The 13,868-nt window shown below is 63.7% G+C and carries 10 protein-coding genes; 4 read left to right on the top strand and 6 right to left on the bottom strand.

Annotation, left to right across the window (positions count from 1 at the left end; translation table 11 throughout):
- The first annotated feature begins 134 nt into the window (after positions 1-134).
- Positions 135-986 (top strand): alpha/beta fold hydrolase, encoded by an 852-nt coding sequence (locus PQQ95_RS35330; RefSeq protein ID WP_408446689.1) that lies wholly within the window; start codon positions 135-137, stop codon positions 984-986.
- Here the strand turns inward: PQQ95_RS35330 and PQQ95_RS35325 are convergent.
- The 3 genes from PQQ95_RS35325 to PQQ95_RS35315 all read right to left on the bottom strand — a co-directional run bounded on the left by PQQ95_RS35325 (position 925) and on the right by PQQ95_RS35315 (position 6,056).
- Positions 925-3,621 carry a mechanosensitive ion channel family protein gene (locus tag PQQ95_RS35325; protein ID WP_408446686.1) on the bottom strand — a complete coding sequence of 899 codons (2,697 nt, stop codon included), beginning with the start codon at positions 3,619-3,621 and terminating at the stop codon, positions 925-927. The genes PQQ95_RS35330 and PQQ95_RS35325 overlap by 62 nt on opposite strands.
- Before the next feature lie 244 nt (positions 3,622-3,865).
- Complete coding sequence (locus PQQ95_RS35320; protein ID WP_408446731.1) at positions 3,866-4,216, bottom strand: NIPSNAP family protein; 351 nt, start codon at positions 4,214-4,216, stop codon at positions 3,866-3,868.
- A gap of 403 nt (positions 4,217-4,619) precedes the next feature.
- Positions 4,620-6,056, bottom strand: a complete 1,437-nt coding sequence (locus tag PQQ95_RS35315; protein ID WP_408446683.1) for a sigma 54-interacting transcriptional regulator — start codon at positions 6,054-6,056, stop codon at positions 4,620-4,622.
- Positions 6,057-7,291: 1,235 nt separating this feature from the next.
- Here PQQ95_RS35315 and PQQ95_RS35310 point away from each other — a divergent pair.
- From PQQ95_RS35310 to PQQ95_RS35300, 3 genes are all read left to right on the top strand, one after another.
- On the top strand, positions 7,292-7,570 hold the full coding sequence (locus PQQ95_RS35310; protein ID WP_408446682.1) for a hypothetical protein: 279 nt from the start codon (positions 7,292-7,294) through the stop codon (positions 7,568-7,570).
- A gap of 299 nt (positions 7,571-7,869) precedes the next feature.
- Positions 7,870-8,496 (top strand): methyltransferase family protein, encoded by a 627-nt coding sequence (locus PQQ95_RS35305; protein WP_408446728.1) that lies wholly within the window; start codon positions 7,870-7,872, stop codon positions 8,494-8,496.
- A 10-nt stretch (positions 8,497-8,506) separates the two neighbouring features.
- The gene (locus PQQ95_RS35300) at positions 8,507-9,949 is read left to right on the top strand and encodes a nicotinate phosphoribosyltransferase (RefSeq protein ID WP_408446679.1); all 1,443 of its coding nucleotides are present in this window, start codon (positions 8,507-8,509) and stop codon (positions 9,947-9,949) included.
- 84 nt (positions 9,950-10,033) lie between these two features.
- Here the strand turns inward: PQQ95_RS35300 and PQQ95_RS35295 are convergent, their stop codons facing one another.
- From PQQ95_RS35295 to PQQ95_RS35285, 3 genes are all read right to left on the bottom strand, one after another.
- Positions 10,034-11,872, bottom strand: a complete 1,839-nt coding sequence (locus PQQ95_RS35295; RefSeq protein WP_408446677.1) for an ABC transporter ATP-binding protein/permease — start codon at positions 11,870-11,872, stop codon at positions 10,034-10,036.
- Between the two features lie 17 nt (positions 11,873-11,889).
- Positions 11,890-12,765, bottom strand: coding sequence for an extracellular solute-binding protein (locus tag PQQ95_RS35290; RefSeq protein WP_408446674.1), 876 nt, complete (start codon positions 12,763-12,765; stop codon positions 11,890-11,892).
- 81 nt (positions 12,766-12,846) lie between these two features.
- A complete protein-coding gene (locus PQQ95_RS35285) occupies positions 12,847-13,773 on the bottom strand; it encodes a hypothetical protein (RefSeq protein ID WP_408446671.1) in 927 nt (308 codons plus the stop codon).
- Positions 13,774-13,868 lie beyond the last annotated feature (95 nt).

Here is a 13,868-nt window from a genome sequence, read left to right as displayed (position 1 = left end):
CCACCGACGAGGTTAGCCGGTGCCTTTCTCCAGCAAAGTCATTCTCTTTACCTCCGGGGTAATCGACCTGCGTTCCGTCGACGGTCACAGTGACGGTACTGCAACGTTTCCACCCGAGAGAAGAGAGGCTGACCATGAACACGACCGCGCAACTGCTCGCCAGCGATCCTGGCTTTATCCGCACTGCCGACAACACGCGCCTGTTCTACCGCGACTGGGGGCAGGGTGCGCCGCTCGTATTCATGACCGGCTGGACGCTGAATTCGCAGATGTGGGCGTACCAGATGGAACCGTTGTCGCGCCTCGGTTGCCGCTGCATTGCCTACGACCGCCGCGCGCATGGCCGCTCAGGCGATCCGGGCCGCGGCTACGACTACGACACGCTTGCGGACGATCTCGACGCCGTGCTGCGCACACTTGATCTGAGCGGCGTTACGCTGGTCGGCCACTCGATCGCCTCGGGTGAGATCGTCCGCTATCTGAGCCGGCATGGTTCGGCACGCATTGCACGCGTGGTGCTGGTCGCGCCGGCAGCCACACCGTTTCTGCTAAAGACCGCGGACAACCCGAATGGCATCGACGGCGAGCTGTTCGAAGCGGGCCGCGCTGAGATGCGCCGCTCGTTCTTCGACTGGATCGAAGCGCATGCTGTCCCTTACTTCATGCCGGACACCTCGCGCGCGGCGATCGACTGGACCATCAGAATGATGCTGGAGACGTCGCTCGAAGCCGCGCTCGAATTGGCCCGCGTGCAGGCCAACACGGATTTTCGTGCCGAGCTCGCGGAAGTTCGCGTGCCGACGCTCGTACTGCACGGCGATCGCGACGCCTCCGCGCCGCTCGAACTCACCGGACGGCCTACCGCGAGGCTGATCGAAGGCGCCATGCTGAAGGTCTATGAGGGCGCGCCTCACGGCCTTTACTTCACGCATGCGGAGAAGCTGAACCGGGATTTGCTGGCGTTCCTGCAGGCGCCTCGGGCTTAGAATCGACAGGCGGCTGACCTTTCGGCGGGGCGTCCGGCGCGGCAGCGTCGGCTGGCGTGTCGGCGGGCACGGCATCGTTGCGTGCCGCGTCGCCGCGCCTGGCATCGGCGGACGGCGGCGCGTCGTTGCCCGCAGCGTCTGCTGGTGGCGCGCCGGAGGGCAATGCGCTCTCCGGATCCCACGTCAGCAAATGCCGCTGCGGGTTCGCGATTTCAATGCCGCGCGCGCTGAACTGGTCGAGAATGCGCCGGTTGAATTCGCGTTGTACGCCCCAGCGCGCGCTGTCGCGGCATTGGATCTGGCCGGCCAGCGTCACCGCCGAGCCGTCCACCCCGTCCACGCCCCAGAAGCTGAAGTCGGACAGAATGCCGTCCTTGAACTTCTCGTCCTCGCGCAGCGCGGCGCCGATTTCCTTGAGCGTATCGATCGCCCGATCGACATCCTGGCCGAACACGATATTCACCTTCACCGCCGCATTGCCGAGCCCGCGATTGGTGTTGTTCACCGTCGTGACCGAGCTGAACGGCACGGTGTAGAGCGAGCCGTCGCCGCCGCGCAAGCGCACGGTGCGGATCGACAGGTATTCGACTGTGCCGGACACCCCCGCGAGCGTGACCCAGTCGCCGACCTGCATGGCGTTTTCCATCAACAGGAAAATGCCGGTGATGAAATCCTGCACCAGCTTTTGCGAGCCGAAACCAAGCGCCACACCGAAGATACTCGCGCCGGCGAGAAGTGGCCCGATGTTCACGCCGAGCTCGCTGAGGCCGGTGAGCACGACCACCAGTGCGATCGCGCACAGGAGCGCGCTGCGCAGCATGGGCAGCAGCGTGCGCAGACGCGCGGCGCGCACCAGGTCGCCGCTGGTGGTCCAGCGGTCCAGCCGACGTTCGACGGCCACGTTGACGCCTTCCCACACCAGCAGCGCGACGACGGCAGCGATACCGATCGTGACCAGCGCCGAAGCCAGCCGATGGCCGATCGAACCGGTGCGGAACAGCTCGCCGACGTCGACGCCCCACACTTGCAGCAACGCGAGCGCCGTGACAATGCCGATGATCCACGCGACGACCCGCCGCAGCAGTGGGTAATAGCGGTACGCATGCTGATGCAGGAGCGACTCCGTCGCGTCGCCCTCGGCATGGAAAAGCCGCGCCATCGCGCCGAAGATCACGATCGAGATGACCCGCGCGCCGACCAGGATCGCGAGCGAAATGCCGCCGAGATGCAGCAGCGTGTGATAGCCGTTCTGCACGTCGAGCGCCCAGATGAACCACAGCGCCATGATGACGAACACGGCGAACCATGCCCATGCATCGGCGAGCGCGTTGCCGAACATTTCAAGCGATGAATTCGCTGCAAAGCGCTTGCGGATCAATTCGCCGACCGGTCTCGCACATTTCAGAATCAGAATCGAGATCATGATGTGGCTGGCGAGCGCGACCACTTTCATCAGCGCGAGATAGGCCGCATCGTTCAAGCCGAGCGACTGCGCGATCTCCGCGATCGCCGAACCGGCGCCGGTCACGGCGACGATCCGCACGATCCAGCGCTGCACGAAAACGGCCCACGCATCGCTCATACGCAACAGGCGCAGACGTGGCGCGGTGGGTTGAAGGAAGAAGCCGCTGACGATCACGATCAGGCGGCACAGCACGTAGATGTCGATCAGCGAATCGAGCGCGCGGTCCTGTGGCGTGCCGTCTTCGGTGAAGATCGACATCAGCGCGCTCGCTGCGCCGATGAACACTGCGAGCGGCAACAGGCGCAGCACCATCGTCAGCAGCGCGCGCGGCAGGCGCTGCAGAAGCGTCCAGTGGTCCACGGCGTTCTGCTTGCCTTTGGCTTCGGTGGCTTCGGTGGCTTTGGTGGTTTTACCGGCGGCGGGCGTGGGCGCCGTCGCGGACGTGCCGGGCTTCGCTGCTTGCACCGCGCTATCGGGCGGAACGGTTGGGGCGGGCGAAACGGGCAGCGGCGGCGCGGCATTCGGCGCATCGGCGGGTTGCGGGTGGACGTCAACGGGCAGGTCGGCTCGCGCTGCACGCTCTTCATCGATACGTTCGCGGCGCGTGGCGAGCGCGGAGTGTGCGCGACGCAACAGGCGGCGTGCGAGCCATTCGAGCGCGAGCGCGGGCAACAGTGCCGCCAGGAGCGACCATGCGACCTGACCGAGCACGCTACGCGCGTGCGGATTGGTCGATTGCCATTGCCACCAGGCACGTACCGAAGCGACATCAAGCAGGGCGGCGACGGAACTGCGTAGCGACTTGCCGAGATGGACGGCCCAATGCGCGCCCTGACGCGCCAGTTGCGAGGCGAGGCCATTGGACTGGAAGGCGGCTGGAACGAGCGCGGCGGCGTGGCTGGCCGCGGCGGGCGCCGACGCAGCCGCGGCTGCCGAGGCAGGCGGTGCGCTGAGCGCGCCCGCTGCGGCGATTGCCTCGAGCGTGTCGCTGACTTGTGCGCGGCGTTTGGGGTCATTGAGGACGCCGAGGGCCTGGCGGGCCTGCTCGGGCGTCAGGGTGAGCGCGGCGCCGGATGCCGCGGAGGCGGCTTGCGCCGTGGCGGCGGCGAAGACCGGTGAGGCGCTCAGGATGAGAAAAACGAGAAACCAGGCATGGAGTATTTTGCGCATAGGGTGTAAAGCGGGGTACCAGGTGCGGACGGTGGTGCCGGCATGCGTGAATCGGCTCGGCGGCGTGACCTTGGACCGACACGGGTTGAGTCGTACAAGTTCCATCCGTGGCGGCTTCGGTGCTCACGCGAGGGTTGGGCCAGCTGCTTCGAATTGTAACGTTGGGTAGCAGAAAGCTTGCCTGATGGACGTATCGTTGATGGTGTAGCGCGCAAAACTGCGTGGTTTGACGGCCCCAGCGTGCCTATTCCGTTGCTTCCACCGAATTCGTCGCCGCCACCCCGAGCGTGCCTTCCACCACTTCGGTGAAGGTGCGCTCCTCGCGCAAAATGAAACGCTTGGTCTGCGCGAACTGGAAGTTTTCCTGTGCTTCGGCGTCGGCTCGCAATCGCGCCCGATAGGCTTCGTATGCGGCGAGGCTGTCGAACGCGATCAATCCCCAGGCGATGTCGTTGGTTCCTTCGTGGGGCAGAAAGTAGCCGATCAGATGACCGCCGCAGCGCGGAATAATGCGGCCCCAGTTGCGGGCATAGTCGTTGAAGGCCTCGCGTTGGAAGGGGTCGATCTGATAGCGGATGAAGCAGGTTATCGTCATGAGCAAGCTCCCGATCGGGTAGGGGTGGTTTGATGAAACATTGGGTACCAGCAGTATGGCGGCCGCTTGAACGTGACGTTTCACCGCTTTCTGAACTGTCGTTGAGCGAAACTGGCCGGAGTCAACGGCGGTACGAAGACCAACGCATTGCACGGATTCGCCAGGACGGGAAGAGCGAGAAGAGCGGGAAAGCGGCGAGAGCGGAGGAAGGACGGCGCATGAGCGCCGGTGCATGCTGCTTAGCCAAGTCCGCTTCCATGTAGATGAACGGCATTTAGCGTCGCAACGCCAAGGAGGATCCGACAGGCGGTTACAACGTCTGGCAACCCCGGATCACAGCAACCCGGCACGGTCGCGGCAATACGTGCTGAGGCTTGCTTGCCCGTTCAGGCGGTCTGCGAGGTCAAACCAGTGAGGGCGCCTGCCGCTCCGCCTCGTCGTCGGCATCCGCGCTGCCGTTGGCGTTCGACGCGCGCCCGGCCGCCGGGTCCTGATGCAGCCGGCTCGCGTGCATCAGGCGATACAGCGTGGCCCGCGAAATGCCGAGCTCGGCCGCAGCTTCGGACAGTTTGTAGCCGTGCCGTTGCAGCGCGTGTTCGATAGCATCCTTTTCGGCCTTGCTGCGGATCTCCGCCAGCGTCACGGCCGGCCCGTTTTCGGTTTCCGGCAAGCCGAGGTCGCTTGCCGTGATAAAGCGCCCCTCGCTCATCACCACGGCCCGGCGCACGCAGTTGATCAGCTCGCGCACGTTGCCCGGCCAGGGATAATTCGACATGGCGACGATCGCGTCGCTCGACAACCCGCGCAATTTGCGGGCGCCGTCCTGCCGGTACATGCTGAGCGCATAGTTGGCGAGCAGCTTGATGTCGCCGCCGCGTTCGCGCAGCGGCGGTTCGACGAGCCGCAACACGCACAGGCGGTGATACAGGTCGGAGCGGAAGCGGCCGTCTTCGACTGCTTTGTCCAGATCGACGTGGGTCGCCGAAATGACCCGTGCGTCAACGTTGATCGGCCCGTTGCCGCCCAGCCGTTCGATGGTGCCTTCCTGCAGGAAACGCAGCAGCACCGCCTGGCACTCGTGCGGCATGTCGCCGATTTCATCCAGAAACAGCGTGCCTTCGTTGGCGCTTTCGATCCGGCCGATCTTGCGTTGCAGCGCGCCGGTGAAGGCGCCGCGCTCGTGGCCGAACAATTCGGCTTGCAGCAGGCTCGGTGGAATGGCCGCGCAATTGATCGCGACGAACGCCCGGCCGGCGCGCGGCGAGCGTTCATGAATCGCACGAGCGGTCAGTTCCTTGCCGGTGCCCGATTCGCCGGCGACGAACACGGGGGCATCGGTCACCCCGCATTTGTCGATGCGCCGGTACAACTGCTGCATGGCCTCGCATTGCCCGACCATGCCATGTCGGCCAAGCGAGGGCTCGGGGGCGACGGATGCGTGGCGCAGGCTCGAGAGCCCGTGCGCATGGCCGAGCGCGAATATCAGCCGCTCGTTCAGCCAGGGCCGGGTGACGAAATCGAAGCAATAATCGAGGATGAAGCGGCTGACCAGTTCGTTTTCCGCCTGGCCGGGCGCGATTTGCGCGACCCAGTTGGTTTCGACCCGCCGCATGCAGGAGGCCAACGCGGACAAATGTTGGGACGTGCAGTCACCGGGCAATTCGACCAGACCGACCTTGATGTTGTCGCGCTCGATCATGCGTTCGGCGATCGCCGTGCTTTTGGCGTGCACCGCCTGCCAGCCGGATGCGGCGAGGAAGCTGGCGAGATTCTGATCGGGCGAGTTCGCCACGTACAGAACGGTGCGTTCGGCGTCGGCAGGCGTGTAAGTCGTACTCATGTGACCCCCGGAACGTTGCTGCTCTCAGAACTGCTCTTCGACGAATTGGACAGACCAGCAATGACAAATTCACGGTAGCGGCAATGACGGGGACATGGACCGGCGGCAGGAACCGCGAGGTGCCGGACGTCAGACAGGTAGCAGAACAGCGTTCAACGCTGAAACCGCCTTATACGATTTCATCCCCGAATCACACAAGCCGTTCTCTACCTCGGTGGCCTGACATAGGCGCTCTATGTGGCGCATTGCTTAACGATAAGCGAAAGTGCTTTCGAGCGCCATACAAACAAATCTGGATTCAGAAACGTTTTTCCCGCCTCGCCGTGCTGTTTGCCGTTCAAAAATAGCCACTTAATCCGGATGAAGCGTGGGGTACCGCACAGTGCTGCAAACCGCAGGGCGCTTACGTGCGACGGATGCCACGCCGTCGAATCGCCGTGTCTCATGCTTGCGACATATTGGGCAATCGTTTGCGAGGGCTGTTTCGCGTCCCGAAGCATCGGCACATTTGACCGGGCCAGGCCGCAAAGCGTGGCCGGGCAGGGCCCCGTGAGGCGCGTGTCCGGCCCTGCAAACAGCGGGATTCTGCCGCAACGCGTGGGACGGTGAACCCATCGCGTGTCAAATCCGAATCAACCTGTGCCGTGAGGCAGGCTCCGGCGCCGTGCGTTGGGACGAAAATCACCGTGCATCAAGGGATTGAACAGGCATGGCACAGCCATTGCATTAGGAGCCTCACAAGCGAATGCATTACCGCCTGGTTCCGGTAGTACGGGGAAGCAGGAGCCGGAGCCCGGCGGTGAACATCGTCTTCGTAAGCACGGCCGGGGAAGCCAATGTGTCTTGCGAGGGTGTGGCGGGGCCACTGAAAAACGGACGTCAAAAAAACGGGGTGAATGGTCGATGCGCAGCATCGGTCATTCGTCACCGGACGACGTGAAACACTGACCTCGCCATTTTTTCCGTCCAGCTGGACGGACTCGACGTTGACGGTAGAAATCGATCGCTATAGCGACAGGTGCCGTGCTCGGGCAATTCGCGAGCACGCGACACCCAGAACAGGGACGGGGCAGCGCACGGTCAGGACCAGCCGGCGCGAAGAAGCGGGGAGAAATGGCCTTAGTCTCCATAGAGAGGCATGCGTCACAGGGTGGGCCGGGCGCCGTGTCGGCGCATTTGCGCGGGCACGGCTTACCTGGATGCGGCCTTGAAATGGCCCATCATTCGGGGGTGTCATGAAAACGATCAGCAAGCCGGCTGCATTGCGGCTGGACCACCACATAACGGCGCATGGCGCCGGTCATCTTTCTTATCAGCGTCTTGTCACGGGGCCGCACGCGTTGTTCGGCGCGCCGTCCGCCGATCTGCTCACGCTGGTGATCGCCGAGGCGATGAAACGCAAGGCTCAGGCCGAAATTCAGCGCGACTCGATCTATGAGCTACCGCTGTCGCCCGAACGAGGCCACGAGCGCGGTGCGGACGTTGATCCAGCCGGACCCGACGATTACATCTGAGTGTCGACTGCTATTCTGGCCGCTGAATCCATCCAGTCGCCGGGACGCGCACGCCGGAATGGAATCAGGGCGTGCGTGGCACAGTGTGGACATCCGGCCGGTGTGACTGCTACGCTGCGACACTGACGGACCGGAAGCCTTGACGCAGCAGGCTTGAAAAGTAATTCGCATATCGAAATGAGTGTGCCATGACAAAGACCACACCCTCGCGGGAATTCGATGGTGGGGGCCCTCTCCAGGATGCCACGATCATCGACCCGGCGAGCGCAGCGCCTCGCGTCGACCAGGGCGCCGGCGTCATGCCGGCTGGCGGCATGCGCGAAGCGTTGATCGAAATCCTCGCACGCGTTGCCGCGGCGCTCATGTTGAGCATCTTTACTTATGCGGCGGTCAAGCAATGGCTCGCGGCGCCCACGCGCATCACCTTGCTGCTGCTCGTGGTGGGCGCGTTCATGACCCTCGGTTTGTCGTTATTTGCGCGGGTGCCCGTCAACCGTGACTGGACGCCTTTCGCTTTTATCTGCGCCGTGGGCGGGACGTTCTATTTTCTTGCCGTGCGGCTTTCGCCCGGTGTGCAGCTCATTCCGGAGGTAGCCGGTGCGTCGTTACAATTGCTGGGGATTTTCTGGCAACTGTTCGCGAAGGTGTCGCTGCGCCGGTCCTTCGGCATTTTGCCCGCCAATCGCGGGGTCGTTTCCCGCGGGGCTTACCGGTTCATGCGCCACCCCATGTACCTGGGGTATTTCTTGACGGACATCGGATTTTTGCTGGCGAACTTCGGGATTCAGAACGTGATTGTCTATGGGTGCCAGTTTGCGTTGCAGGTTGGACGCATCGTGCGGGAGGAGCGGCTCCTCTCCGATGACGAGCGGTATCGCGCGTACAGGAGTAAGGTGCGGTTTCGAGTGATTCCGGGCGTGTTCTGACGCATCATCCATGCAAAACGCTATCAACCCGTTCAACGACATGGCGTCGATCCTGTCCAATCCGATCCTCAACACGGATTCATACAAGGCGTCGCACTACCTGCAGTATCCGCCCGAAGCGTCGGCGATGTTTTCATACATCGAATCGCGCGGGGGGCGCTATGACCGAACGTTGTTTTTCGGCTTGCAGATGCTGATCAAGACGTATCTGTGCCGCCCCATTACCGCGGAGATGATCGAGCAGGCGAAGGCATTTTTCACGGCGCACGGCGAGCCGTTCAACGAAGCCGGCTGGCGCTACGTCGTCGAGCATCATGACGGCTATCTGCCCGTGCGGATTCGTGCGGTGCCGGAAGGCTCGGTCGTACCCACGCACAATGTTCTGGTCACTGTCGAGTGTGACGATCCCCAGGTGTTCTGGCTGGCCTCGTATCTGGAAACGATGTTGCTGCGCGTGTGGTACCCGGTTACGGTCGCGACGCAAAGCTGGCATCTGCGCAAGACGATCCGTGCGTATCTGGAGAAGAGTAGCGACGACCTCGCGCAATTGCCGTTCAAGCTACACGATTTCGGTGCGCGCGGGGTGTCGAGTGCGGAGTCGGCGGCAATTGGCGGCTCGGCGCATCTTGTCAGTTTCATGGGCTCGGATACGGTGCTCGGGGTGGTGGCGGCGAACCACTACTACAACGAACCGATGGCCGCGTTTTCCGTGCCGGCCGCGGAGCACAGCACGATCACGTCATGGGGGCGCGAGCGTGAAACCGACGCATTCCGCAATATGATCGCGAGGTTCGGCAAGCCGGGTGCGATCGTTTCGGTGGTGTCGGATTCTTACGACCTGTTCGCCGCGTTGGAGGTGTGGGGTACGACGCTGAAGCAGGCGGTGCTCGATTCCGGCGGCACGCTGGTAATTCGTCCGGATTCCGGCGACCCACTGACGATTGTGCTGCAGACCATGCGGGCGCTCGAGGCGTCGTTTGGTTCGACGGTGAACGGCAAGGGGCGGCGCGTGCTCAACAACGTGCGCGTGATTCAGGGCGACGGTGTGAATCCGGATTCGATCGAAGCCATCCTTGCGGCCATGGATGAGGCCGGTTTTGCGGCGGACAACATCGTCTTCGGCATGGGCGGTGCGCTGTTGCAGCAGATCAACCGCGATACGCAGCGGTTCGCCATGAAGTGTTCGGCCATCCGGCTCGGCGACGAGTGGCACGACGTACGCAAGGACCCGGTCACGGATATCGGCAAACGGTCGATGAAAGGGCGGCTGACGTTGCTGGTGAATCGTCACACGGGCGAATACCGGACGGCCACGCTACCGGTGGTGTGGGATGCCCCTGCCCTTGAAGGCGATTGGGACGAGGCGCTCGTCACGGTTTTCGATTCGGGAAAATTGCTCGTGGACGTGACGTTTTCTGAAATCAGGGAGAGGGCTCACGCGGGCGAGGGTTAGCCGGGAGTTGGATGGCCTGTCTGGCTGCTCTAGCCGCGGCGGCGGCCCGATCGCCACGTCACTACCAAAGTCAAAACAAACGCGTCAGTCCAAGTGCCAGACCGAAACGCCACGGGCATCGACGTCAATCCGGCAGCGGCTTCCTTCCCGCAGCCCGGCATCTTCGTTCGCAATGTCGAATCGCACGCCCGCGATATTCAGGCGGACATACCGCTCACCGCGCCTTAACTCGACTGCGTCGACCACACCGGCATGGGCGCCATCCGGTGAAATAACCACGGCGTGGGACGAGATACGCCACATCACCCGTTGTCCCGCAGCCATGACAGAACCGCTTGCGCCCGTCGCGATCGCCAATCCACCGCCTATTTCGACTTGCCCTGGCGCCGTCATCAAACCTTCGCCGACGTTGTGCAGCCCGAGCAACTCGGCAACCCGCATCGAGGCCGGCCGTTCGAATACCCCAGCGATGGGACCCGCCTGCAGCACGCACCCCTGCTCAAGCACCAGCACCTCGTCGGCAAGCAGCGCTGCTTCGTCGGGATCGTGGGTGACGATGATCGTCACCGCCGCAATCTCCCGCTGCAACGCGCGCAGCGACTGCTGCAAACGACGCCGCCGCGGCGTATCGAGCGCCGCGAACGGCTCGTCGAACAGCAGCAATTCGCTATGACGCGTGAGCGCCCGCGCCAGCGCTACGCGTTGACGCTGACCGAACGACAATTGATGCGGCAAACGCGCAACCAGCTGTGTCAGGCCGAGATGATCGAGCCAGTAGTGCGCGCTGGCTGCGTCGGCATCGACGGGAAACGCGAGTTGCTGTGCGACCGTCATGTGCGGAAACAGACCGTAGTCTTGCGGCATGTAGCCGATCTGGCGGCCCTCGGGCGGCAGCGCGCTCAGATCTTTTGCGCCGAGCCGGACGGAACAGGACGCGTTGGATTCGAGCCCTGCAATCAGACGCAATGCCAGCGATTTGCCGGAGCCCGACGGCCCGATGATCGCAAGCCGCCGCGTCGCGGGCGTCCATGCTATGTCGAGTTCGAACGCGCCCAGGCGGCGCTGCAAGTGAAAGGCGAGGCGCACATCGGACCGCTCGCCCCGGCTCGCCGTCAGATCCGTGCCGGCTTCCAACGCGTCGTCGCCGTTTTCGGTTTGTTCGAGCGCCGCTTTCTGCCGCAGGCTGTAAATCGACAATGCCGCGCAGGCAATCGCAATCGCGAGCGTCGGCAGCAGCAGCGGCATCATCGCCGGAAGACCCTGGCCACCGAATACGACATACGTGTACACCGGCAGCGAATACGGGTGATAGGCCACCATCACCGTTGCGCCGAATTCGCCGAACGCACGCAACCACGCAAGCGCGAGGCCCGCGCGAATCGCCGGCCATGCAACCGGCAACATCACGCGGAAAAAGCGGCTGCTCGCATGATGGCCGAGCGTCGCGGCCACGTCGTCGAGCACGGGGTCCACGGCGGCGAACGCCGATTTCGCGGCGATGATCAGGAAGGGCGCGGCCACGAAGGTTTCCGCGAGTACGATGCCGGCAAACGAATCCGTCAGCACTCCGCTGGTGAATCGGCCGACCCAGCTATAGGGCCCAAGCAGAAACAGCAGCAGCACGCCGCTCGTGAGCGGCGGCAAGGCGAGCGGCAACTGCACGACGAAGCCGAGCAGCGCCATCTTGCGCGAGTTCGAGCGCGCCAGAAAATAGCCGAGCGGCACGCCGCCGAGCAGAATCGCGAACGAGGCCACGCTGGCGCTCGCCGCCGAGATGCCGACCGCCGACCACACCGCGCGCCAATCGACATTCGGCCAATCGGCCGTGCCGAGCTGCGGCACGCTCGCGATAAACGGCGCACACAGATAGAGGGCAAGCAGCGCGGCCAGCCACAGCAGCGGTCGCGCGGCGGACCGTTTCACCGCCTGCTTCACCGCGCTTATTGCGCGGCGTCGATCACGGCTTGCACCGAAGGCGGCATGGCTTGCACGTTGCCGGTAATGGTCGGTTTGATGACGTCCACGCCGTGTTGCTTGAGCAGCGCGCGGCCTTGCGCGCTCAACAGGAAGTCGACGAAGCTGCTTGCGCCTTCGCGGTTCGGTGCATCGCTGAGGATGGTCAACGTGTAGCTCGCTTTGGCCTGCAATTCGGGCGCAGGGTGGATCGCCGGAATTTTCAGGTCGGACGTTTCGGTCGAATAGAAGAAGCCGGCATCGAGCTGACCGGATTGCAAGCGGCCCACCAGCGTTTCTTCAGGCAAAACCTGCGCGGGATTTTCCGCGTCGCCCAGCGTTTTCTCGACGAGGTCAGGCTGATGGTAGAGCTCCGCGGCCTTCGTCATCATCTCGACGGTGAACGCGCCCTTCGGATCGAGCTTCGGATCGGTACGGCCGATACGGATGCCCGGCTCCTGCAACACCTGATCCCAGCGCTTGCTCTTGAAATCGGCCGCGAATTTGCTTTGCGGGTTATAGCCGATCATCAACGGCGATTCGGCGAAATTCACGTACCACGTCACGTGGTCGCCGTTCGCCTGGCCCATCAGGCCGGTGTTCACCTTCGGGCTCGCGCTGATGAACACGTCGCCGCGGCGCAGCTTGCCCTTGATCTCGTTGGCGATCTTGTTCGAGCCTGCCGCGTAGCCGCGGAAGTGCTGGCCGGTGGCCTTTTCGAAGGCAGGGCCTACGCTACGCTCCATCAGATTGACGAGCGAACCGGCATAAAGCACGTTGACGGTGTCGTCCTGCGCGAAGGCGGGCGTGGCCGTCACCACCCCGGCGACCACCACGAAAGAGGCAAGCAGCTTGCGAATCATGCGATTAACCCCGGTACGTTATTAAGAGCGCTATATTACGACGTCATTGCATTGCGTTGTAAGTCGATGTGCGCCGTATGGTCAATTGAGCGGGAAAATCCGCACGTAGCTGGTGCCGCTCGTGCTGGCGGCGCGATCGATCGCGTATAGCTGGTGGCGGGGTGCGTCCACGGCCACGCCGCGTGCGTCCTGAAAGTCGTTTGCAAGCACGCTGATGGTGCCGTCCGGCGCGATCCGGCAGAGGCCCGTGGCGTTGCACTTGGTATAGAGGGTGCCGTTTGCATCCACGGCCATGAGATCGGGGCTGTTGATCTGCGCGAGCGTCGCGCCTGGCGCGACCGCCTGCGATCCGCCGAGCAGCGCGCTCAGACTCGCTTTGACGATGTTGTTGTTCGCCTGATCGGAGACGTACACGGTGTCGCCCGACACGGCAACGCCGACCGGTTTGCCGAGGCTCGTCAGCAGATCGCGCTCGACCGCGGTGTGGGCGGTCGGATCATAGGTGATGAGACTCAAGCCGCCCTGTGGCGGCGCGCTGCCGTTTTTGATGAACCACGTCGACAGTAAGCGATTCGAGCCGATCGAGATGAGCCCGAGACGGCGTCGCGCCGGATCGGGGCCGCTCAGCGGCGCAATCGTGTCCGCGCCCGTGATGCTGAATACCGCGCTCGCGGTGCCGAAGCCAAAGCGTTCGATCATCAGCGCGCCGGCGTCGGCGAAGCTCAACTGGCTCAGGCTGTTGGCCTGGCCGGCCACGACCGGCACGGCGGCGTAATGCGAGAAGGTATGGCCGTCGGGCGAGGAGAGCACGCCGTTGGTTTGATCGTCGGTAATGAAGACGGCGCCGTCCGCCGCGCGCACCGCGATGCCGTTCGGCGAAGCGCTGACGGCGATCCGTTGCGGGACGGCCGTGACGTTATCGCCGCCGCAACCCGCCAGCAAAGCGATCAGGCCGCAGCTGACGAGGGCGAGGCGGGTGGTATGTCGCAGAGCGGGTGAGAGGCGCATGTGATCTCCTGAGCGGCCGGATTGAAGGCCGGATTGAAGGGCGGCCGCAAAGCCGGCGGCCCGCCGCGAGCCGCGAATTTTTATAGATGTGGACG

Origin of the sequence: Paraburkholderia caffeinilytica (assembly GCF_046030355.1) — a bacterium.
GTDB classification, from domain to species: domain Bacteria; phylum Pseudomonadota; class Gammaproteobacteria; order Burkholderiales; family Burkholderiaceae; genus Paraburkholderia; species Paraburkholderia caffeinilytica_B.
This window is presented reverse-complemented; position numbering and strand designations above follow the sequence as displayed.